Origin of the sequence: Rhizobium bangladeshense (genome assembly GCF_001662075.1) — a bacterium.
GTDB classification, from domain to species: Bacteria; Pseudomonadota; Alphaproteobacteria; order Rhizobiales; family Rhizobiaceae; genus Rhizobium; species Rhizobium bangladeshense_B.
Window position 1 is genome coordinate 84,980 of the sequence record NZ_LYPL01000016.1, and the last position, 19,018, is coordinate 103,997.

The following is a 19,018-nucleotide window of genomic DNA, read 5'->3' on the forward strand; positions in this document are numbered from 1 at the left end:
GCGACAATGCGGCGGCCGCTGAGGCACGCATGGGCATGTCGCGGTTGTCGGTTCGCAGAAGCGGGCTTGTGATCCCTCAAGCTTCGGCGAACCATCCTCCGGCTGCCTGCCTCCTCGCAGGCGACCGATTTCTTAGCCGGGGCCGATCAGCGCCCGGCGGCGGCTGTCACACCGACAGCCGGATGACGTTGTAGGAGAGCGGCTTCAGCGCCGCCCGCAGCCGTCCGTCCTCGATCTTGGCGCTCTCGACCTGCACGGGCACCACCGTCTCCGGCCGCCGCGCCGTGTTGACGGCTTCGAGATCGCCATGGGTCATCTCCACCTGTTCGATCAGCCGGGTGCCGCCGAAACCTTCCAGCCGCACATCGAGATCGAGCGCCGTGTCCGGATGGCGGTTGACGGCAAAGAAGGTCAGCGTCCTGCCATCCTCGGAATGCACGGCCGAGACGTCGAGATAGGGAACCTCGTTTTCCTCGTCGCTGTCATAGCTCGGGCCGTCGACGACGAGCTGCAGTGCCGCGCCGCGGCCATAGCGCGAGGCGTAATAGAAGGGATAATAGATCGTCTGGCGCCAGGCCGCCCCGCCGTCCTCAGTCATGATCGGGGCAATGACGTTGACGAGCTGGGCGATGCAGGCGATGCGCACCCGGTCGGAGCGGCGGATGAAGGTGTTGAGGATGCCGCCGACCTGCAGCACGTCCTCGAAATTATAGACGTCCTCGAGTAGATGCGGCGCATCCGGCCACTCGTCGCGCGCCAGGATCTCCTTGTCCTGCTGGTTGGAATGATACCAGACGTTCCATTCGTCGAAGGAAATGCCGATCGTCTTCTTCGAGCGCTTCTTCGCCTTGATGTAGTCGATCACGCCGCCGATCGTGGTGATGTAACGGTCGAGCTTCGTCGCCCGGGCGAGATAATTCAGCGTGTTCTTCTCGCGATTGGCGAAATACATATGCAGCGAGATGTAGTCGGCGCTGTCATAGCATTGCTCGAGCACTTGGGCTTCCCAATCGGGATAGGTCTTCATGTCGGAATTGGAGGAGCCGCAGACGACCAGTTCGAGCGACTTGTCGAAGCCGCGCATCGCTTTCGCCGTCTCGTCCGCCAGCCGGCCATATTCATAGGCCGATTTGTGTCCGACCTGCCAGGGGCCGTCCATCTCGTTGCCGAGGCACCAGAGTTTGACGTCATGCGGATTGGACCAGCCGTGCTTGCGGCGCAGGTCCGACCAGTAGGTGCCGCCGGGGTGATTGCAATATTCGAGGAAATTGCGGGCGGCGTCGAGGCCGCGCGAGCCGAGATTGACCGCGAGCATCGGCTTGGTATTGGCCTTCTTGCACCAGTCGACGAATTCGTTGACGCCGACCTGGTTGGCCTCGCGGGTGCGCCAGGCAAGGTCGAGGCGCACCGGGCGCTCTGAGCGCGGGCCGACGCCGTCTTCCCAATTATAGGCCGAGACGAAATTGCCGCCGGGATAACGGCAGTAGGGCGTGTCGAGCTCGCGCACTAGATCGAGTACGTCGCGGCGGAAGCCGTCTTCATCGGCTGTCGGATGTCCGGGCTCGTAGATGCCGCCGTAGATCGCTCTGCCGAGATGCTCGAGAAACGAGCTGTAGAGCCTGGCGTCAATGGTCGCGATGCGGAAATCGCGGTGGGCAACGACATTCGTCTTCAACGGATCCTCCCCGTTTATGTATCAGGAATTTTGTTTTCGTGCCCCTAACTTGATATCAGGATTGTTGGGATGTCAATCGAAAGAGAGATTTAATCATACTTATACAGGATCGCAAAAAATATATTGAAATTCATTGTGTTAACTAAGTTTAGCAGCTTCTGAAATTGGAAATAAATGCGATTTTTAAATCAGGATATCCGATACAATAAATTCACACATGCAGCCGCATGATGATGTCGCGGCCGTGATTTCCGAAGCCGCGGCCGAAAATATTGACGCCGCCGGTATGGCCGGCGTTCTCGGCGATGCCGACGCGCAGTCGGATTGACGAATGCTGGCCAAGTGCCAGATCGCTGAGCGTCACGTTCGATGCCGCCACACCATCGATGAAGGTGCCGCGCGTCGAGATCCGCCAGGTCTTCATCATCCCGTATTGTGACCCCTCGAGCTTCCACCAGGCCGGCGTGAAGGCGCCGCGTTTGTCGCCGTAATCACCGGGCGACGTCCAGGTACCGATCGCCATGCCATTGACCCAGAGCGTGATGTCGGAAGGCCAGTCGGGATTGGTGCCGGGCACCTCCGACGACAGCTCCAGCGAAAATTCGATGGCCCGGATATCCTTGTTCAACACCTTGGCATTGTTGGGAAATTTATATTCGACATAACCCCGCCCGAACCAGACGAGCCCCGCCTGCATGCGCTGCGGATCGAGGAAATAATCCGGCACATCAAGCGGCCCGATGACGCTCTCGCTCGAGCAGAGGCCGCAGGGCGCATGCACGTCGCAGCTCGTATAGAGCCCCACCGGCATCTCGACCTCGATGATATTGTTCGCCCGCTGCGCCGCACTTTCCTCGAAGCTGATCAGGATCTCGCTATAGACGGCCGAGCAGATCTTCTGGTTGCCCTTGCGCGCCTTCGCCAGCCGGGAATCGACCAGCCCGGCATCCTCGAGGATCTGGATTCCGGTCGCGACGGTGGACTGGGGGAGGGACAGCGCCTGCGCAATATCGTTGATGTTGAGCGGTCCCTTGGCGCAGAGGAGCTTCAGAATCTCGATCCGCGCCGGCGCCGAAAGCGCCCGTATCGCCTCGCTATTTTCGCCGGCGGCGATCGTTAAAAACGAACGTTCCATCAATCCCCCAAGAACTCTTGGAGGAATGATGTATATCATAAATCATGATACAACAAGTGGGAACGGCGGCGCCGATCGTGATAACCCGTGTAGGTCTGGAATTCTACGCACGGAGGTTAGCGGTTTTCCCATGGATTGATGATTTGCAAGCCAATTCCCTCGAAATCGGACACGTTGCGCGTTGCGAGCGAAGCGCCGCGCGAGATGGTGATGGCTGCGATCTGTGCATCGAACTGGCTGATCGGCCTGCCAGCCTTGCGGCAGTCGGTGGCAATGATGGCGTAGACGTCTGCCGCGTCACGATCGAATGGCAGGACGCGGCCGCTCATATCCTCGTTGAATATTGGCAAGGATTGCCGTTTCGAGATCACTCCGGCGCCGACCGTGAGGAAGGAGGCGCAAGCCATATAGAATTTCCGCTTCGGTAATCGCGGTCGTGAATACCGATGATGCATGTTGTACGCCCAGCCATTTGCTCACAGCCGCATTCGGCGCGGGTGTGAGCAGTTCCGAAATGACGTTGGTATCGAGAATGATCACGCGTCAAAGTCCGGTGCGTCCCGGATCGGCTGCCGGGGCGGAATTTCCAGCTCAATTCCGCCGACCGATTGCAGGCGGGCGCGGATAGTATCGGCGAGATTGCGCGCCAGCGGCTCGGTGGTCGCAAGTGCCGTACGCAGAATATCGCGTGCTTCGTCTTCCACTGAACGGCCATGCGTCGCGGCGCGGAGGCGCAGCCGTTGCTTCAATCCCTCATCGAGATTGCGGATCGTCATGCTGGCCATCATTGCCTCCATTCATCAATGACAGCATATAAATCATTGATTGCATGTTCTCAAGCAACGGTCACCAGATGCGTTTCCGTGCTCAGCCTATCAGGCCCACAGAGAGGGCAGTCGCCGGCCGGGCCAATGTCCACTCGCCTCTGTCAGCGCTCCGGAAAACGGGGCCGCTCGCTTTAAGCCTGCCGTCAACGGTGCAGGAGCGGCCGCAATGCGGCCTGCGTTTCCTTCAGCAACGGCAGATAGCGCGCCTTCATCTCGGCGGCCGGGACGAGGGCGGCCGGCGCGCCGATATTGATCGCCGCGACCGTTACGCCGCGGTCGTTTTCAACAGGCACGGCGATCGAGCAGAGGCCGATCTCCAGCTCCTGGTCGATGACGGCGTAACCGTCGGCGCGCACGCGCCGGAATTCGGCAATGAGTTCCTCGGGATCGGTCTTGGTATTCGCAGTGTTTTGCCTCAGCTCGCTGCGGGCAAGGATGGCGCGGGCCTCGCTTTCGGGAAGGGCTGCGAGCAGCACGCGGCCCATCGAGGCGCAGTAGGCCGGCAGGCGGCTGCCCGGGGTGAGATTGATCGACATGACCCGTCGCTGCGAGGCCCGGGCGACGTAGACGATGTCGGTGCCGTCGAGCACCGAGGCCGAGGCGCTCTGGCCGGCTCTTTCCGAGAGGTGGTCGAGATGCGGCTGCAAGAGCGCCGGCAGCGGGGTGGCGGCGAGATAGGCATGGCCGAGCCTGAGGATCTTCGGGGTCAGCGTGAAGAACTTGCCGTCATAATCGGCATAACCGAGCTCGGCGAGCGTCAGCAGCGAACGGCGAACCGTGGCGCGGTCGAGCTCGGTCAGCTTCGAGGCCTCGGCGATCGACAGCCGCTGCCGCGTCTCGCCGAAGGCCTCGATGACTTTCAGGCCGCGGGCAAAGCCGCTGACGAAATCGGTTTCGCGCATGTTGAGTCTCCACTCGGTCTGCTTCATTGTGTGCGATATACGAACAAATGTCAAATATCGCACAAAATCCTTGCCCCGGCGGCGGCCACGTTTTATCCCTGATAGCCAGAACGGGCTGAGGAGATCCCAATGGACAAGACAGTCGCGAGCACGGCAGAGGCCGTCTCCGAGATCGGCGACGGTGCGACCGTCATGATCGGTGGTTTCGGCGGCTCCGGCGCGCCGATCGAACTCATCCATGCCTTGATCGACAAGGCTCCCAAAAACTTGACTGTCATCAACAACAATGCCGGCAACGGCCGGATCGGCATCGCTGCAATGATTGACGCCGGCCTGGTCCGGAAAATGATCTGCTCGTTCCCGCGCTCGTCGGATCCGCGCGCCTTCACCGAAAAATATCTGGCCGGCGAGATCGAGCTGGAACTGGTGCCGCAGGGAACGCTTGCCGAACGCATCCGCGCCGGCGGCGCCGGCATCCCGGCCTTCTACACGCCGACGTCCTACGGCACCGAGCTCGCCGAGGGCAAGGCCATCGCCGAATTCGACGGCCGCCATTATGTGCAGGAGCGCTGGCTGAAGGCCGATTTCGCCATCGTCAAGGCGGCCGTCGGCGACACGCATGGCAACCTCACCTACAACAAGGCCGGCCGCAACTTCAATCCGCTGATGTGCATGGCGGCGGCAAAGACCATCGTCCAGGTCTCATCGATCGTGCCGGCCGGCGGCATCGATCCCGAACATGTGGTGACCCCCGGCATCTTCGTCGACCGTGTCGTCGCCGTTCCCCATCCGCAGCAGGAAGAAGAGCTCATCCGAGCCGGAGTGGCCTACGTATGACCGTCGATACCCGTCCCATCAATACCCGGGAAGACATCAAGCTCTCCAATGCGCAGATCGCCTGGCGCGCCGCCCAGGATATCGCCGACGGCGCCTATGTGAATCTCGGCATCGGCTTTCCCGAGATGGTCGCCCGTTATCAGCCGCCCGGCCGCGAGGCGATCTTCCACACGGAAAACGGCATCCTGAATTTCGGCGAGCCGCCGCCTGAGGGCGAGGAGGACTGGGACCTGATCAATGCCGGCAAGAAGGCGGTGACGCTGAAGCCGGGCGCGGCCTTCTTCCACCATGCCGACAGCTTCGCCATGGTGCGCGGCGGCCATCTCGATGTCGCGATCCTCGGCGCCTATCAAGTTGCGCAGAATGGGGATCTCGCCAATTGGCGGGTCGGCAGCAAGGGCGTGCCGGCCGTCGGCGGCGCCATGGATCTCGTGCACGGCGCCAAGCAGGTCTGCGTCATCACCGAGCACGTCACCAAGACGGGCGAGCCGAAGCTGGTGGAAAAATGCACCTTCCCGCTGACCGGCGTCGCCTGCATCACCCGCGTCTATACCAGCCACGCCGTCATCGACATCGTCGACGGGCGCTTCGTCCTGCGCGAAAAGCTGGCTGCGATGTCTGAGGAGGAATTGCAGGCGATAACAGGCGCGCGGCTGCATGTCGACGGGCCGGTTGCCGACCTCGTCGTTCCGGAACTCTGAGGAAAGACCATGACCGAAGCCTTTATCTGCGACTATATCAGGACGCCGATCGGCCGCTTCGCCGGCTCGCTCTCAGGGGTGCGCGCCGACGATCTCGGCGCCGTCCCGCTGAAGGCGCTGATGGACCGCAACGGCGGCGTCGATTGGGAGGCCGTCGACGACGTGATCTTCGGCTGCGCCAACCAGGCGGGCGAGGACAACCGCAACGTCGCGCGCATGTCGGCGCTGCTCGCCGGCCTGCCGATTGCTGTCCCCGGCACGACCATCAACCGGCTGTGCGGTTCCGGCATGGATGCGGTGATCACGGCCGCACGCGCCATCCGCGCCGGCGAGGCCGAGCTGATGATCGCAGGCGGCGTCGAGAGCATGTCACGCGCGCCCTTCGTCATGCCGAAGGTCGAGGCGGCCTTTTCGCGGGCGGCCGAGATCCACGACACGACGATCGGCTGGCGCTTCGTCAACCCGGTGATGAAGAAACAATATGGCGTCGATTCCATGCCGGAGACCGGCGAGAATGTCGCCGAGGATTATCATGTCAGCCGCGAGGACCAGGATGCCTTTGCGGTGCGCAGCCAGGCAAAGGCCGCTGCCGCCCAGGCGAGCGGACGACTGGCGAAGGAGATTACGCCAGTGACCATCCCGCAGCGCAAGGGCGATCCCGTCATCGTCGACAGAGACGAACATCCGCGTGCGACGACGATCGAGGCCTTGGCGAAACTGGCGACCCCTTTCAAGAAGGAGGGCGGCACGGTGACGGCGGGCAATGCCTCCGGCGTCAATGACGGCGCGGCGGCGCTGATCGTCGCTTCGGAAGCGGCGGCGCGGAAATACGGCCTGAGGCCGATCGCCCGCATCCTCGGCGGCGCCTCCGCCGCCGTCCCGCCGCGGGTGATGGGCGTCGGACCGATCCCCGCCTCGCGCAAACTGATGGCCCGGCTCGGCATGACCCAGGAACAGTTCGACGTGATCGAACTCAACGAAGCCTTTGCCAGCCAGGGGCTGGCCGTGCTGCGCGCGCTCGGCATTGCCGATGACGATCCGCGGGTGAACCGCAATGGCGGCGCGATCGCGCTCGGTCATCCGCTTGGCATGTCAGGCGCCCGGATCACCGGCACGGCGGCGTTGGAGCTTCTGGAAACCGGCGGAAAATATTCGCTGTCGACAATGTGCATCGGCGTCGGGCAGGGGATCGCCGTAGCTTTGCAGAGGGTTTGATGGAAGCAAAACCAAATGTTGGTCCCGGAGGGCGCCAAATTTCCAAAGGTGCTAGGACGAAAGAGGCAGCGATAAAGATAGCCTCTTAGGAACAGGGACGCATCGCAGCGCCTCAGCCCTCGAACATTTTTTCTTGACGCTGGCGTAATGCGTTGAACACACTTTTGGGCAGGCGCAATTTCGCATCCTCAGCAAAACGACGGTTTATCGCATCGAAATTTGCATCCGGATCGGCCGTGAGCAATGCGATCTCGTCAAACAGATCGAGTTCCTCCTCTGAAAGCATTGCATTCGGCGCGGGTTGTGCTCCCCATGTGTCCCATGGCAGGACTTCGCGGCTGTTGAGGGTGGCGAGGTCGCGGATCAAGTTGCCGGCTATGAACCAGAGACCACGAAGCTGCGCGAACTCGATGCCGAACAGGTTCGGATCGAGTTCTCCGCTGCGGCATCTGCGCCAGGCGTCGGAGGCGGTCAAGAACTGGTAGTGCGGAACGTCATGGATGTCGAAGCCGATTCCGAGATTGCGGATGAAGACTTCGTCCAACTGACTGTCCAGCAGCGCCCAGCGCCCATCATCCGCTTTCCAGTACTCGCAGACCCAATGATCTTCGAATTTACCTGGATTGAAGTAGCCGCCGAAGCCACCTCGGCCTCGGGCGGGAACGCCGTGATGGCGAAGGATTGCGATGGAAAGCAACATGAAGTGGCGGCAGATGCCGACCAGACGTTTCTCGGGCGAACGGGCGATAGAGAGCGGACGATCGTCGAGCGCCAGCATCGCATCAAGGATATTCTCCATCGGTCGGATATGGCTCTCGGCGCGGCGCGCCTCGGGAATCTTGTAGCCGTAGAATGGCTTTGCCGCGTGCTCGTAGATCAGCAAAGTCTGCACCGTGCGGGCGACCCCCGCCGGATCGGACGGCAATACATCGAAGCGCGCGGAATGGCGGCCGGGAGCGCTAAAGGGAGATTGCTTCGCATAATGTTCGAGCCTGTATCGTTGAGCGGCCTGTGCCCGCAAAATGGCGGAAGGGATCGTGGCGTTCATGACAATCTCCTGCGGTTCATTGACTGTTCTCCTGCGTTTGCCATCGAATTCGATATGTCGCTTGATCCTAGTTGCGGAGTTGCTTTCTCAGCCTGCCGCTCGGCATATCCGCCCGCGCCGCTGGCCACCGGCGCTGTAGCTAGTGAGACTGGCGGCGATATTCGCTGTCGATCTATGTATTGTCGCCACGCAGAGGGTCGCGATCGCGTTCGAAAAGGTTTGAGAGCGCTCGAGCCGTTGCGCGTCATGTCAGGTTTCGGTAGAAACCGGGCATGCTGATCCGACCCGCAGAAAACGACGACCGAAGCGCCATCTGGCGGATCATCGGCCCGACCATCCGCGCCGGCGAGACCTATGCGCTCGACCGCGATCTCTCGGAAGCCGATGCGCTCGCTTACTGGATGGGTCCGGACCGGGAGACCTTCGTCGCCGAAGAGGGCGGCGCCATCCTCGGCACCTATTATATCAAGGCCAATCAGGCGGGCGGCGGTCGCCATGTCTGCAATTGCGGCTATATGACCGACGCTGCGGCGGCCGGCCGTGGCGTCGCCCGCCGCATGCATGAGCATTCGCTGGAGCATGCCCGCGAAAGGGGCTTCCGGGCCATGCAGTTCAATTTCGTCGTCAGCAGCAATCGCCGCGCCGTCGAGCTGTGGCAATCTCTCGGTTTCGAGATCGTCGGCCGGCTTCCCGGCGTCTTCCTCCATCCCACCGACGGTTATGTCGACGCCTTGGTGATGTTCCGCACCCTGTAGGATTGTACGGAAAAAAGATGTGAGGGCGGTGTCGAATTCGCAGCGCTCCAAACGTCATTGATCGTAGGCGAGATGCGGCAAGCCGGCCGCATCGTCGCGATCACTGTCGGCATGGAGGTTGGAAGCATGAGCGTTCCCTATCGTTGGGTCATCGTCGCCGTCGGCGCTTTGATGTCTTGCGTGGCAATCGGCGCGATGTTCTCGCTGGCGATTTTCCAGGAGCCTATCGCGAGCGCGACCGGCTGGTCGCATGTCGGCATTGCCAGCGCGATGACGCTGAATTTCATCGTCATGGGCTTCGGCGGTTTCCTCTGGGGCGCGGCCAGCGACCGCTTCGGGCCGCGCATCGTGGTGATGATCGGATCCGCGCTGTTCGGCCTGGCGCTGGTGCTCGCGAGCCGCGCCGAGACGCTCATAGAATTCCAGCTGACCTACGGACTCCTGGTCGGATTGGCCGCCAGTGCCTTCTTCGCGCCTATGATCGCGGCGACGACCGCCTGGTTCGACGTCAATCGCGGGCTGGCCGTGTCGCTCGTCTCCGCCGGCATGGGCGTGGCGCCGATGACGATCTCGCCTTTCGCGCGCTGGCTGATTTCGGCCTATGAATGGCGGCCCGCGATGCTGATCATCGGCATTGCAACCTGGGTGCTGCTGGTGCCGGCCGCCCTGCTGGTCAGGCAGCGCCCGCCTGCTGAAACCGCCGATGCCGGCACCGAGTTCGCCACGGAGAGTGCCCGGCCTCAGCTGTCGAAGGTCTTCCGCTCGCCGCAATTCATCGTGCTCGGCCTGACCTTCTTTGCCTGTTGTGCGGCCCATTCCGGGCCGATCTTCCACATGGTGAATTATGCGACGATCTGCGGCGTCGCCCCGATGGCTGCCGTCAGCATCTACAGCGTCGAGGGCCTGGCCGGTCTCGGCGGCCGGCTGCTCTATGGCAGCCTTGCCGACCGGATCGGCGTTAAGCCGGTGCTGATCGCCGGCCTCGCGGTACAGGCCGCGGCGCTGGCGACCTACCTCTTGGTCAGCGAGTTGACCCAGTTCTATGCGCTCGCCATTGTCTTCGGCAGCGCCTATGGCGGCGTGATGCCGCTCTATGCGGTGCTGGCGCGGGAATATTTCGGCCAGCGCATCATCGGCACCGTTTTGGGCGCGGCGACGATGCTCTCCAGCCTCGGCATGGCCTTCGGTCCCCTGATCGGCGGCTGGATCTTCGATACCTTCGCCAATTATTCCTGGCTGTTCATCGGCTCGGCGATGGTGGGTCTCGGGGCGGCGGCAATCGCGCTGGCATTTCCGCCGCTTGTCCGCCGGGAGCAGGAGGCGATCTTGGGCGTGTCTTCGTGACAAAGAAAGACCCCTCCCCACAAGGGGGAGGGGCTACCGTGCCGCGCCAACGTCTTCCCTTTCACCGTTTCATCTGCAGAAAGGTGCTGCTCGGCACCATGCAGTGCGCCAAGTTAGCCCCTCCCCCTTGTTGGGGAGGGGTCTTGAATGGCGGGACGGCAAGCCGTGACACCCCCACTCATGCAGTTCTCGCCTTTGTGCATTGCTCTTTTGAGACTTCGCCTGATAGACTCCCCCCATCTGTTTCATCACCTATGTCCTTGGTTTTTCGGGAGGCTTCTTGGCCATGGCAGAACTTGCTCAATTGCTCGCATCCATCAGACTGCCGGATCTCGCCGGCAAGGCGGTTTTGATCACCGGGGCCTCGACCGGGATCGGCGCCGCAGTCGCCCGCGCCTTTGCGGCGCAAAGCGCCAAGGTCGGCGTGCATTACAATGCCAGCCGCGAGCCGGCGGAGAAGCTTGGGGAAGAGATCCGGGCGGCCGGCGGCACCGTGCATCTGATCCAGGGCGACGTGTCGCGGGAAGGCGAGACGGAGCGGGTCGTCGAAGAGACGGCGAAGACCTTCGGTCATCTCGACGGCCTGATCAACAATGCCGGCGGCATGCTGGGGCGCAAACCGACTTCGGAATATACCGACGCGCATTATGCCGCGGTGATGGATCTCAATGCCCGCTCGGTGCTGGCGGCGACGCGGGCGGCCCATCCCTGGCTGAAAAAGCAGGGCGGCTTCATCATCAACACCACCTCGATCGCCGCCCGCAACGGCGGCGGCAATGGCGCGATCCTCTATGCGGCGTCCAAGGGCTTCGTCTCGACGATCACGCGTGGCCATGCCAAGGAATTCGTCGCCGACAGGATTCGCGTCAACGCCGTGGCGCCGGGCGTCATCGCCACTCCTTTCCACGAGCGTTACACCGATGACGAGCAGATGGAGCTGCAGCGCAAGTCGATCCCGATGGGTTTCGTCGGCACCTCGGAGGACTGCGTCGGCGCCTATCTGTTTCTCGCCTCGCCGACGCTTTCAGGCTATATCACCGGGCAGATCATCGAGGTCAATGGCGGTCAGCTGATGCCATAAGTCATTCTCCCCGGAGGTTGTCTCTTCCTTTTCCCTCGCAAGGGAACTTTCGAACCGCCGTCACGTTTCCCGCTTGGCCATATTTTCAAGCGGGGCACCATGAGCTTTTCATTTTCGGAACTCGACTTCCTCAAACCGGAACTCGGGGCGGAATATATTGGTTCTGGCACCCACTTCGCTGTCTTCTCGGCCCATGCGGAACAGATCGAACTTTGTCTCTTCTCCCCCGACGGAAAGCAAGAGATCGCGCGGCTGCCGCTGCCGAAACGCGAGGGCGACATCTGGTCGGGCTATATCGCCGGCGTCGGCCCCGGCACGGTCTACGGCTATCGCGCCCATGGGCCCTATGACCCGCAGGCCGGTCATCGCTTCAATCCGAACAAGCTGCTGCTCGATCCCTACGCCAAGCAGGTAACGGGCGACCTCAAATGGGACGACGCGCTGTTCGGCTACCGGATCGGCGAGGACGATCTTTCCTTCGATGACCGCGACAGTGCGCCCTTCACGGTCAAGAGCGTGGTGCAGGATCCGGATTTCGACTGGGCCGGTGAAGAGGCGATCCGCCGCCCCTGGCCCGACACCATCATCTACGAGGCGCATGTGCGCGGCCTGACGATGACGCATCCGAAGGTGCCGGAGCGGCTGCGCGGCACCTTTCTCGGCATGTGCAGCGATCCGATCATCGACCATCTCGTCAAGCTCGGCATCTCGGCGATCGAGCTGCTGCCGATCCAGTATTTCCTCGACGATCGTTATCTCCTTGAGAAGAACCTTCGCAACTACTGGGGCTACCAGACGCTCGGCTTCTTCGCGCCGCAATCGCGCTACATGTCCGGCGACAAGATCACCGAAATCAAGACCATGGTGAAGAAGTTCCATGCCGCCGGCATCGAGGTGATCATGGACGTGGTCTACAACCACACCGCCGAAGGCAGCGAGAAGGGGCCGACCTTGTCCTTCCGCGGCCTCGACAATGCGAGCTATTATATCCTTTCCCCCGATGATCCCCGCCACACCTTCGACACCACTGGCACCGGCAATACGTTGAACGTCGCCAATCCGATGGTGATGCGCATGGTGCTCGACAGCCTGCGCTATTGGGTCGGGGTCATGCATATCGACGGTTTCCGCTTCGATCTCGCCAGCACGCTCGGCCGGCAGGATCTGGAGTTCGACCGTCAGGGCCTGTTTTTCGGCGCCATAAGACAGGATCCGATCCTGGCAGGGGTGAAGCTGATCGCCGAACCCTGGGATATCGGCGAAGGCGGATATCAGGTCGGCGGTTTCCCGCACCCTTTCCGCGAGTGGAACGACAAGTTCCGCGACGACGTGCGTCGTTTCTGGAAGGGCGATGGCGGCATGGTGTCGGAACTGGCGGCGCGGATCACCGGCTCGGCGCTGCAGTTCAACCATTCGGACCGGGGGGCGACCTCCTCGATCAATCTCCTGTCGGCCCATGACGGCTTCACCCTGATGGACACCGTCTCCTTCGACGGCAAGCACAACGAGGCGAACGGCGAGGACAACCGGGACGGCCATTCGGACAATCATTCCGACAATATGGGCGCTGAGGGCGCCACCGATAATGCCGATATTAACGCCGCGCGGGCGCGGCGGAGGCGCAATATGATGGCGACGCTGATGCTTTCCCAGGGCGTGCCGATGATCTTGGCCGGCGACGAACTCGGCAACAGCCAGGGCGGCAACAACAACGCCTATTGCCAGGACAACGAGATCGGCTGGACCGGTTGGGATGGCCTCGATGATCCCTTCCTCGATTTCTGCCGGCAGGCCGTCGCCTTCCGCAGGGCCCATCCGGTCCTCAGGCAGGAGCGGTTCCTGACCGGCGAGACCAGCGAGGACGGGCGCATCGAGATCGCCTGGTACAAGCCGGACGGCAGTTTCATGGATGACGGGGCCTGGAACGACGACGGACTGCAAGTGCTCGGCGTCTACCTCTCGAAAAGCGCGCATGCGCCGGATACCGAGGCAATGGACGACCTCTTCCTGGTCTTCAACGCCGGCGGTGACTGCGAAGTTCATCTGCCTGTCGTCAACGGCCTGAAAAAGTGGTCCCGGGTTCTCGATACCGGGGCGGAGACCGGTGCCTTCGATGTGCACGATCAGAACAATCCCTTCATGGTCTACACCCAGAGCCTGGCCGTGTTTGCGCCGAAAGGACAGACCCAGCCGCCGGAGGGGGCAACCAAGGCCCAGCGCCGCCGGTGGTTCCAGTTTGGCCGTCGTGGCAAATAGCAGGTCGTCAACAGCATGAATGCCGAAGCCATCACCGATCTTGGCCTCATCTATGTCAGCGATACCGAACCGGGCATCCGCAGACGAAGGAAAGGCAAAGGCTTCAGCTATGTGATGCCTGATGGCACGACGCTTTCCGATGAGTTGCAGCGGGCGCGCATCGGCGCGCTCGGCCTGCCGCCGGCCTATGAGAATGTCTGGATTTGTCTCTATGAGAACGGTCATCTCCAGGCGACCGGCATCGATGCGCGCGGGCGCAAGCAATACCGTTATCACAAGGACTGGCAATCCTTCCGCAGCGCCGGAAAATTCCATCAGCTGATCGAATTCGGCCGGGTGTTGCCGAAGATCCGCCGCACCGTGCTGCGCCATCTCGACACCGGTGCGGAGGATGTGAAGGGCGTGCTTGCGGCTTTGACGACGCTGCTCGACGAGGCGCATCTGCGGGTCGGCAACCAGGCCTATGTCAGGGAGAACGGCACCTATGGCGCAACGACGCTGTTGAAGCGGCACCTGAAGATCGTTGACGGGCGGATCGAGCTGAAGTTCCGCGCCAAGGGCGGCAAGCGTGTCCAGCGCAGCCTCAAGCATCCCAGGCTGCAGAAGATCCTGGAAGAGATTGCCGATCTGCCCGGCCGCCAGCTGTTCGTCTGGAAGGATGAAGGCGGGGCGCTGAAGCCGGTCGATTCCGGCCGGCTGAATGCCTATCTGGCCGAGATATCGGGCATTCCGATCTCCGCCAAGACGTTTCGCACCTGGGCCGGATCGCTGGCGGCCTTCGGCATGGCGCGCGAAAGAATTGCCGCCGGCCGCCGGCCGACGGTCAAGGAAATGTCGGAGGCGGCGGCTGAGGCGCTGCACAATACACCGGCAATTTCACGCTCGAGCTACATCCATCCGGCGATCATCGCGCTCGCCGGCAATGACCATCCTGTGATCGAGGGTCGCAACGAGCCGCTGCGGGGCTTGCGGGCGGAGGAAAACAGGCTACTTGATTTCCTGACACGCGAGATCGAGGAATGAGCCCTGCAAACCCGCCGACATCGGACGTATCCCTGACCCATCCCGACCGGCTTTACTGGCCGGACGAGGGTGTGACCAAGCAGAAGCTGGCGGATTATTACGCCGCTGTCTGGCGTTTCATGGCGCCTTATCTCGTCAACCGGCCGTTGGCGCTGTTGCGCCTGCCGGACGGCATTAAAAGCCACCAGCGGTTTTTCCAGAAACACGGCTGGAAAGGCATGAATTCCCATATCGAGGAGATCGCCGACCCTGAGGACGCGGACGGCGAGAGACTGCTGCGCATTTCCAATTTCGACGGGCTTGTCGCGCTGGTGCAATCGGCGGCGCTTGAAATTCACCCCTGGGGTACGACGACCGATCATTGGGAAAGACCCGATATGATCATCATGGATCTCGATCCCGGCGAGGACGTGGCTTGGAGCGCGGTGACATTGGCCGCGCTTGACGTAAAGTCGCGGCTGGAAGCCCGCGGGCTTGCCGCCTTCGTCAAGACCTCAGGCGGCAAGGGGCTGCATGTGGTGACGCCGCTTGCGCCGAAGGCCGGCTGGGCCGAGGTGAAGGATTTCGCCCATACGCTCGCCGAAAGCATGTCGGCCGATGCGCCGGAGAAATATCTGGCAACCGCGACGAGGGCAAAACGCGGTGGGCATATCTATATCGATTATCTCCGCAACGGCCGCGGCAGCACGGCGGTCGCGCCCTATTCGACGCGGGCCCGACCGGGCGCGCCGGTGTCGATGCCGCTCGATTGGTCCGACCTGAAGGAACTCAGCGGTCCGGTCGCCTTCACTCTCGCCAATGTGCCGCAACGGCTTGAGACCAGGCCGCGCGATCCCTGGGGTGATTTCTTCGAGGCAGCCGTGCCGCTGCCATGAATGGCCCGCTCATTCCGTGCTGTCGAGCTCGGGATAATGTCTGAAAATCCCTTCCTCGTTGAAGGTGAGGCGGCGAGGGGAGGCCAGATAGCGAGCGATGTTCGGCCGTTTTGCCACTGCAGCATGCAGGGTCAGCAGAGCAGGATAATCGGCCTTGCTTTTGGCCATGGCTTTCGGAAAGGCATAGGTCAGGCCTTCGATCACCTGGAAGAGCGAAAGGTCGATATAGGTCAGCGCGTCGCCGACCATGTGGCCGGGACCATGAGGGTTCTGCCGCAGCACACGCTCGAAATAACCAAGGTATTTCGGAATGCGCTGGCTGATAAAGGCCGCCGAGCGGGCCTTCGCCTCCTGCTTCTGCTCTTCGTAATATCGCCCCATGTCGATCGGGTGATGCGTGTCGTGCACTTCGGCGACGAAATCGGTGACGGTAAGCTGCAGGCCGTTGGCGACATGACGAAGGCCCTCATCCCCAGGCGCAAGCCCCAGCCTCGGACCGAGATAAAACAGGATGTTGGCGACATGCGGGATAATGAGATCGCCTTCCTTCAGGAAGGGTGGCGCGAAGGGAATATGCGGTTCGCTTTCGCTTTCCAGGATCTCGAACATGGCGCCGGTGCCGCGGCCGGGGTCACGGGTAATGTCGACATAATCGGCGCCAGCCTCTTCCAGTGCCAGCCGGACGAACTCGCCGCGCCCCTGGATGCCGTCCCAATAATAAAGCTCATAGGCCATCTCAGCTCAATCCTTCGGTTTACGACCGAAGTCTTTTCGCAGTTCGTCCTTGGCTTCTTCAAGGGTGGCCCGCCGCTTTTTCGTCAATTGGTCGCCGGCGCGGTTGATGTAAAAGGTCAGCATCGACATGGCCGCGCGAAACGGACTCGACTTGCGGCGATGGCTCTCCTCGGCCGAATGCTTGACCGAGCGGGCAATCTTCTTAGGGTCGTCGGATTTGAACACGCCTTCCTTCAGGTCCATTGCGTCGCTGTGTTCGGTGACATCCTGCGACCATTTCTTCTTCGATTTGGCCATGTTGAAATCCTCTGGCGGATACGGGCGGGCAGGCCGCCGCCGTTTCCGCCATCGTTAGTGGTGGCTGTGGTGCTCGTTGCGTTTGCGCGTTGCTGCCGCCTTCTTGGCCGAGGCGGACCGCTCCTCTTTCGATCGCGCCGCCGATGCAGCGCCGCCGGCGCGGCCGCCCTTTTCTGAGGATTCATGCGTATCCTTCTTGCCGCGGCCGGACCCGGATTTGTTGCCGCCGCCGCTTTCCTTGTTGACCGTCGCCCAGGCACGCCGTTCAGCTTCCTTCTCGGAAACGCCGCGATCCTCGTAGCTTTCCTCGATATGCTCGGCCTTGCGCTTCTGCTTGTCGGTATAGTCGGATTTGTCTCCTCGCGGCATCTTTGCCTCCTGTTGTTTGCAAAGCGATGGAATGCGTTTTTAGGAGAATCCAACCGGTGCGGAGCGCAAAAGTTCCCTCGAAGGCCATTGCCCCGGATTTCGGAACAAAAGTTGATTTTGTCAGGTTTTCGAGGGGAAAACCTGCATAATCCGCCTACAGCAAGGAGCCGAGAAACATGGAAAAACACCTCGTCAAAGCCGATCAAACCGGCATGATCGACGTGAACGGCCAGGTATCGCCGGTCACCTACACCGTCAGCTTCAAGGAGGGAATGGGCCATTCCTTTGAGGTCGATATCCGTCTGATGGCGCCGCGCGACTGGCTGCTGCAGAGGGATTTCAACCGTGATGCCGTGCTGGTCAGCCAGAGCGGCGCGCATATTCCTGTCTATCACGATGGTGCCAATCATCACGATGGTGCCGACCATCACGGTGACGGTCATCGCGACGGTGGCCGCCTGGATCCCGCCGAAGCGATTTCGATCGAACTGACGGCGCGCGATGACAGCTGCACCAGCGAGGCTGATCTGATGGGCAAATATCCGGAGTTCGACGGTTTTAGAGCCTTTCCTGGTTAGATTGGAACATTCTGCCGGAGCAGGTTTTCGTCAGGGCAGAGGCGATTGGCGACGGGCATACCCCAAGGTATGTCCGAGCCGATCGCCTCTGATCCTGGCGCAAACATGCCCGGCCCTTCGGGTTGGCTGAAACGGGCCGGCTGATCGACCGGCCGGCTTGGCCGTAGAGTTTGGCTACGACGCGCGCCGGCCGGTCGACCATCCGACTCCGTTTGAGCCAACAGAATGCTTCAATCTAACCAGGAAAGGCTCTAAAGCCGCTGCTGCAGGGCGGTCTTGACGGCCCGGTCGAGCGCGGCGCTGTCGAAAGGTTTCGTAAGCAGCACCGAGCCGGAGAAACGATTTGCGTCGGGCAGATCGTTGTCGCCCGTGGCAAAGACCAGACCGACCGAGGGAAAGCACTTCCCGCGCTCTGGCGGCAAAGGCCGAACCCATGCCGGGCAGGCCGACATCGACGACGACGATGTCGACGACGGTCTCGACTTCGATCTCCTCCCCGAGCGCGCGGCGAAGCGGTCGAACGGAGACCGACCGTCGTCCGCGAGGGCGCCGCCGAGAGGCACGAACACGATCGCCGAGAAGCCAAGCAAAATGGGAAATCCTCGCATCCCTCTTATCCTCATTACACTGCCACCCAGTTCGCTATCTCGACCACCGCGATGGCGACAAGCACAAGGCCAGCCAGACCGCCCGTCGCCTGCGAGACGAAGGCCAGCAATTGCGGATGCCTTCTCATCAGATAGGAGATGCAATCGCGGAAGACCACGGCGAGAAGAGCGACCGCGGACAAGGTCAGAGCGACGCCCATCATCATGGTGGCGGCAAACAGCAGGCCCGTGACGACGACCTGGTGGATCATCGCGAACGTCATCACGAACAGGGTGAGCGGGCACGGTACCAGGCCGGCGGCAAATCCCAACAGCAGGCCTTCGCCCTCAGCATGCGTGTGGCCGTGCCTGAGGACGGCGGTCAGCACCATCCAGACGCCAATGACGCCGAGCAGTCCGCGGCTGACGACCTCGAGCGTCGGAGACGATCCAGCTTCGACGAAGGAATGCGACACCAAGGGAAGGGCAAACAGGGCGATCACGACCGCCATCGTGACATGGGTGAAGGAAAGCGCGAGCGACACGAGAAGAGCCTTATGCGCCTGCGTCGACGATCCAGCGAGATAGGTGGCAAGCACCGACTTGCTGTGGCCGGGCGTCATCGCATGAACGGCTCCGAAGACGATTCCCATCGGCAGGAATGCCAGGAACGACGCCCAGCCGCCGCCAGCGGCGTGGTCCTTTATATGACCTGCAAAGGTCAGATAGATTTCCCGCTGGATGTCGACGATCTGCTGGAGCATCAGGCTAGTCCGGT

At 61.8% G+C, this 19,018-nt stretch carries 19 protein-coding genes and 2 pseudogenes; 10 read left to right on the forward strand and 11 right to left on the reverse strand.

Annotated features, from left to right (window positions below):
- Positions 1 to 166: 166 nt before the first annotated feature.
- The 5 genes and pseudogenes from A7X77_RS25950 to A7X77_RS25970 all read right to left on the reverse strand — a co-directional run bounded on the left by A7X77_RS25950 (position 167) and on the right by A7X77_RS25970 (position 4,539).
- On the reverse strand, positions 167 to 1,675 hold the full coding sequence (locus tag A7X77_RS25950) for an alpha-N-arabinofuranosidase (RefSeq protein ID WP_064685713.1): 1,509 nt from the start codon (positions 1,673 to 1,675) through the stop codon (positions 167 to 169).
- Positions 1,676 to 1,886: 211 nt separating this feature from the next.
- Complete coding sequence (locus A7X77_RS25955; protein ID WP_064685714.1) at positions 1,887 to 2,810, reverse strand: ArsR/SmtB family transcription factor; 924 nt, start codon at positions 2,808 to 2,810, stop codon at positions 1,887 to 1,889.
- A 116-nt stretch (positions 2,811 to 2,926) separates the two neighbouring features.
- Positions 2,927 to 3,350, reverse strand: a pseudogene (locus tag A7X77_RS25960) (type II toxin-antitoxin system VapC family toxin).
- Positions 3,347 to 3,595 carry a FitA-like ribbon-helix-helix domain-containing protein gene (locus A7X77_RS25965; RefSeq protein WP_064685715.1) on the reverse strand — a complete coding sequence of 83 codons (249 nt, stop codon included), beginning with the start codon at positions 3,593 to 3,595 and terminating at the stop codon, positions 3,347 to 3,349. Before A7X77_RS25965 ends, A7X77_RS25960 begins: the two are co-directional and overlap by 4 nt.
- 185 nt (positions 3,596 to 3,780) lie before the next feature.
- Complete coding sequence (locus A7X77_RS25970) at positions 3,781 to 4,539, reverse strand: IclR family transcriptional regulator domain-containing protein (protein ID WP_064685716.1); 759 nt, start codon at positions 4,537 to 4,539, stop codon at positions 3,781 to 3,783.
- A gap of 129 nt (positions 4,540 to 4,668) precedes the next feature.
- Here A7X77_RS25970 and A7X77_RS25975 point away from each other — a divergent pair, with 129 nt between their 5' ends.
- From A7X77_RS25975 to pcaF, 3 genes are read left to right on the forward strand one after another with little or no spacing between them, the layout of a single operon-like run.
- Entirely contained in the window at positions 4,669 to 5,376 is a 708-nt protein-coding gene (locus A7X77_RS25975) for a 3-oxoacid CoA-transferase subunit A (protein ID WP_064685717.1), read from the forward strand.
- On the forward strand, positions 5,373 to 6,077 hold the full coding sequence (locus tag A7X77_RS25980) for a CoA transferase subunit B (protein WP_064685718.1): 705 nt from the start codon (positions 5,373 to 5,375) through the stop codon (positions 6,075 to 6,077). The genes A7X77_RS25975 and A7X77_RS25980 overlap by 4 nt, the downstream gene beginning before the upstream one ends.
- Before the next feature lie 9 nt (positions 6,078 to 6,086).
- Positions 6,087 to 7,292 carry a 3-oxoadipyl-CoA thiolase gene (gene pcaF, locus A7X77_RS25985; RefSeq protein ID WP_064685719.1) on the forward strand — a complete coding sequence of 402 codons (1,206 nt, stop codon included), beginning with the start codon at positions 6,087 to 6,089 and terminating at the stop codon, positions 7,290 to 7,292.
- A gap of 112 nt (positions 7,293 to 7,404) precedes the next feature.
- On the opposite strand, the gene A7X77_RS25990 is transcribed toward pcaF, so the two are convergent.
- Positions 7,405 to 8,340, reverse strand: a complete 936-nt coding sequence (locus A7X77_RS25990) for a transglutaminase domain-containing protein (RefSeq protein ID WP_064685720.1) — start codon at positions 8,338 to 8,340, stop codon at positions 7,405 to 7,407.
- A gap of 272 nt (positions 8,341 to 8,612) precedes the next feature.
- Here A7X77_RS25990 and A7X77_RS25995 point away from each other — a divergent pair, with 272 nt between their 5' ends.
- From A7X77_RS25995 to ligD, 6 genes are all read left to right on the forward strand, one after another.
- Positions 8,613 to 9,095 carry a GNAT family N-acetyltransferase gene (locus A7X77_RS25995; protein ID WP_064685721.1) on the forward strand — a complete coding sequence of 161 codons (483 nt, stop codon included), beginning with the start codon at positions 8,613 to 8,615 and terminating at the stop codon, positions 9,093 to 9,095.
- 126 nt (positions 9,096 to 9,221) lie between these two features.
- Entirely contained in the window at positions 9,222 to 10,439 is a 1,218-nt protein-coding gene (locus tag A7X77_RS26000; protein WP_064685788.1) for an MFS transporter, read from the forward strand.
- 286 nt (positions 10,440 to 10,725) lie between these two features.
- Positions 10,726 to 11,520: an SDR family NAD(P)-dependent oxidoreductase gene (locus A7X77_RS26005; protein ID WP_064685722.1), complete on the forward strand. Its 795-nt coding sequence runs from the start codon at positions 10,726 to 10,728 to the stop codon at positions 11,518 to 11,520.
- Between the two features lie 99 nt (positions 11,521 to 11,619).
- Positions 11,620 to 13,776, forward strand: a complete 2,157-nt coding sequence (gene glgX, locus A7X77_RS26010; RefSeq protein WP_064685723.1) for a glycogen debranching protein GlgX — start codon at positions 11,620 to 11,622, stop codon at positions 13,774 to 13,776.
- Between the two features lie 15 nt (positions 13,777 to 13,791).
- Positions 13,792 to 14,799, forward strand: coding sequence for a DNA topoisomerase IB (locus tag A7X77_RS26015; RefSeq protein ID WP_064685724.1), 1,008 nt, complete (start codon positions 13,792 to 13,794; stop codon positions 14,797 to 14,799).
- A complete protein-coding gene (gene ligD, locus A7X77_RS26020; RefSeq protein ID WP_064685725.1) occupies positions 14,796 to 15,674 on the forward strand; it encodes a non-homologous end-joining DNA ligase in 879 nt (292 codons plus the stop codon). Before A7X77_RS26015 ends, ligD begins: the two co-directional genes overlap by 4 nt.
- Before the next feature lie 9 nt (positions 15,675 to 15,683).
- Here the strand turns inward: ligD and A7X77_RS26025 are convergent, their stop codons facing one another.
- From A7X77_RS26025 to A7X77_RS26035, 3 genes are read right to left on the reverse strand one after another with little or no spacing between them, the layout of a single operon-like run.
- On the reverse strand, positions 15,684 to 16,409 hold the full coding sequence (locus A7X77_RS26025; protein WP_064685726.1) for a glutathione S-transferase: 726 nt from the start codon (positions 16,407 to 16,409) through the stop codon (positions 15,684 to 15,686).
- A 6-nt stretch (positions 16,410 to 16,415) separates the two neighbouring features.
- Positions 16,416 to 16,706: a DUF3175 domain-containing protein gene (locus A7X77_RS26030; RefSeq protein ID WP_064685727.1), complete on the reverse strand. Its 291-nt coding sequence runs from the start codon at positions 16,704 to 16,706 to the stop codon at positions 16,416 to 16,418.
- A 54-nt stretch (positions 16,707 to 16,760) separates the two neighbouring features.
- Positions 16,761 to 17,075 carry a hypothetical protein gene (locus A7X77_RS26035; protein WP_040111419.1) on the reverse strand — a complete coding sequence of 105 codons (315 nt, stop codon included), beginning with the start codon at positions 17,073 to 17,075 and terminating at the stop codon, positions 16,761 to 16,763.
- A gap of 176 nt (positions 17,076 to 17,251) precedes the next feature.
- Between A7X77_RS26035 and A7X77_RS26040 the strand changes: the two genes are divergently transcribed.
- Positions 17,252 to 17,653 (forward strand): hypothetical protein, encoded by a 402-nt coding sequence (locus A7X77_RS26040; protein WP_064685728.1) that lies wholly within the window; start codon positions 17,252 to 17,254, stop codon positions 17,651 to 17,653.
- 251 nt (positions 17,654 to 17,904) lie between these two features.
- Here A7X77_RS26040 and A7X77_RS26045 read toward each other — a convergent pair.
- Positions 17,905 to 18,151 (reverse strand): annotated as a pseudogene (locus A7X77_RS26045) (hypothetical protein); the annotation flags it as partial.
- A gap of 124 nt (positions 18,152 to 18,275) precedes the next feature.
- Positions 18,276 to 19,004: an ABC transporter permease gene (locus A7X77_RS26050; RefSeq protein ID WP_064685730.1), complete on the reverse strand. Its 729-nt coding sequence runs from the start codon at positions 19,002 to 19,004 to the stop codon at positions 18,276 to 18,278.
- Positions 19,005 to 19,018 lie beyond the last annotated feature (14 nt).

Excerpts from the sequence above, each read along its gene's own strand:
- A7X77_RS26035 (WP_040111419.1), bottom strand. The coding sequence starts at position 17,075 with ATGCCGCGAGGAGACAAATCCGACTATACCGACAAGCAGAAGCGCAAG.
- A7X77_RS25965 (WP_064685715.1), bottom strand. The coding sequence starts at position 3,595 with ATGGCCAGCATGACGATCCGCAATCTCGATGAGGGATTGAAGCAACGG.
- A7X77_RS26050 (WP_064685730.1), bottom strand. The coding sequence starts at position 19,004 with ATGCTCCAGCAGATCGTCGACATCCAGCGGGAAATCTATCTGACCTTT.
- A7X77_RS25980 (WP_064685718.1), top strand. The coding sequence starts at position 5,373 with ATGACCGTCGATACCCGTCCCATCAATACCCGGGAAGACATCAAGCTC.
- pcaF (WP_064685719.1), top strand. The coding sequence starts at position 6,087 with ATGACCGAAGCCTTTATCTGCGACTATATCAGGACGCCGATCGGCCGC.
- A7X77_RS25990 (WP_064685720.1), bottom strand. The coding sequence starts at position 8,340 with ATGAACGCCACGATCCCTTCCGCCATTTTGCGGGCACAGGCCGCTCAA.
- A7X77_RS25970 (WP_064685716.1), bottom strand. The coding sequence starts at position 4,539 with ATGCGCGAAACCGATTTCGTCAGCGGCTTTGCCCGCGGCCTGAAAGTC.
- glgX (WP_064685723.1), top strand. The coding sequence starts at position 11,620 with ATGAGCTTTTCATTTTCGGAACTCGACTTCCTCAAACCGGAACTCGGG.
- A7X77_RS26025 (WP_064685726.1), bottom strand. The coding sequence starts at position 16,409 with ATGGCCTATGAGCTTTATTATTGGGACGGCATCCAGGGGCGCGGCGAG.
- A7X77_RS26015 (WP_064685724.1), top strand. The coding sequence starts at position 13,792 with ATGAATGCCGAAGCCATCACCGATCTTGGCCTCATCTATGTCAGCGAT.
- A7X77_RS26005 (WP_064685722.1), top strand. The coding sequence starts at position 10,726 with ATGGCAGAACTTGCTCAATTGCTCGCATCCATCAGACTGCCGGATCTC.
- ligD (WP_064685725.1), top strand. The coding sequence starts at position 14,796 with ATGAGCCCTGCAAACCCGCCGACATCGGACGTATCCCTGACCCATCCC.
- A7X77_RS26030 (WP_064685727.1), bottom strand. The coding sequence starts at position 16,706 with ATGGCCAAATCGAAGAAGAAATGGTCGCAGGATGTCACCGAACACAGC.
- A7X77_RS25955 (WP_064685714.1), bottom strand. The coding sequence starts at position 2,810 with ATGGAACGTTCGTTTTTAACGATCGCCGCCGGCGAAAATAGCGAGGCG.
- A7X77_RS25975 (WP_064685717.1), top strand. The coding sequence starts at position 4,669 with ATGGACAAGACAGTCGCGAGCACGGCAGAGGCCGTCTCCGAGATCGGC.
- A7X77_RS26040 (WP_064685728.1), top strand. The coding sequence starts at position 17,252 with ATGGAAAAACACCTCGTCAAAGCCGATCAAACCGGCATGATCGACGTG.
- A7X77_RS25995 (WP_064685721.1), top strand. The coding sequence starts at position 8,613 with ATGCTGATCCGACCCGCAGAAAACGACGACCGAAGCGCCATCTGGCGG.
- A7X77_RS26000 (WP_064685788.1), top strand. The coding sequence starts at position 9,222 with ATGAGCGTTCCCTATCGTTGGGTCATCGTCGCCGTCGGCGCTTTGATG.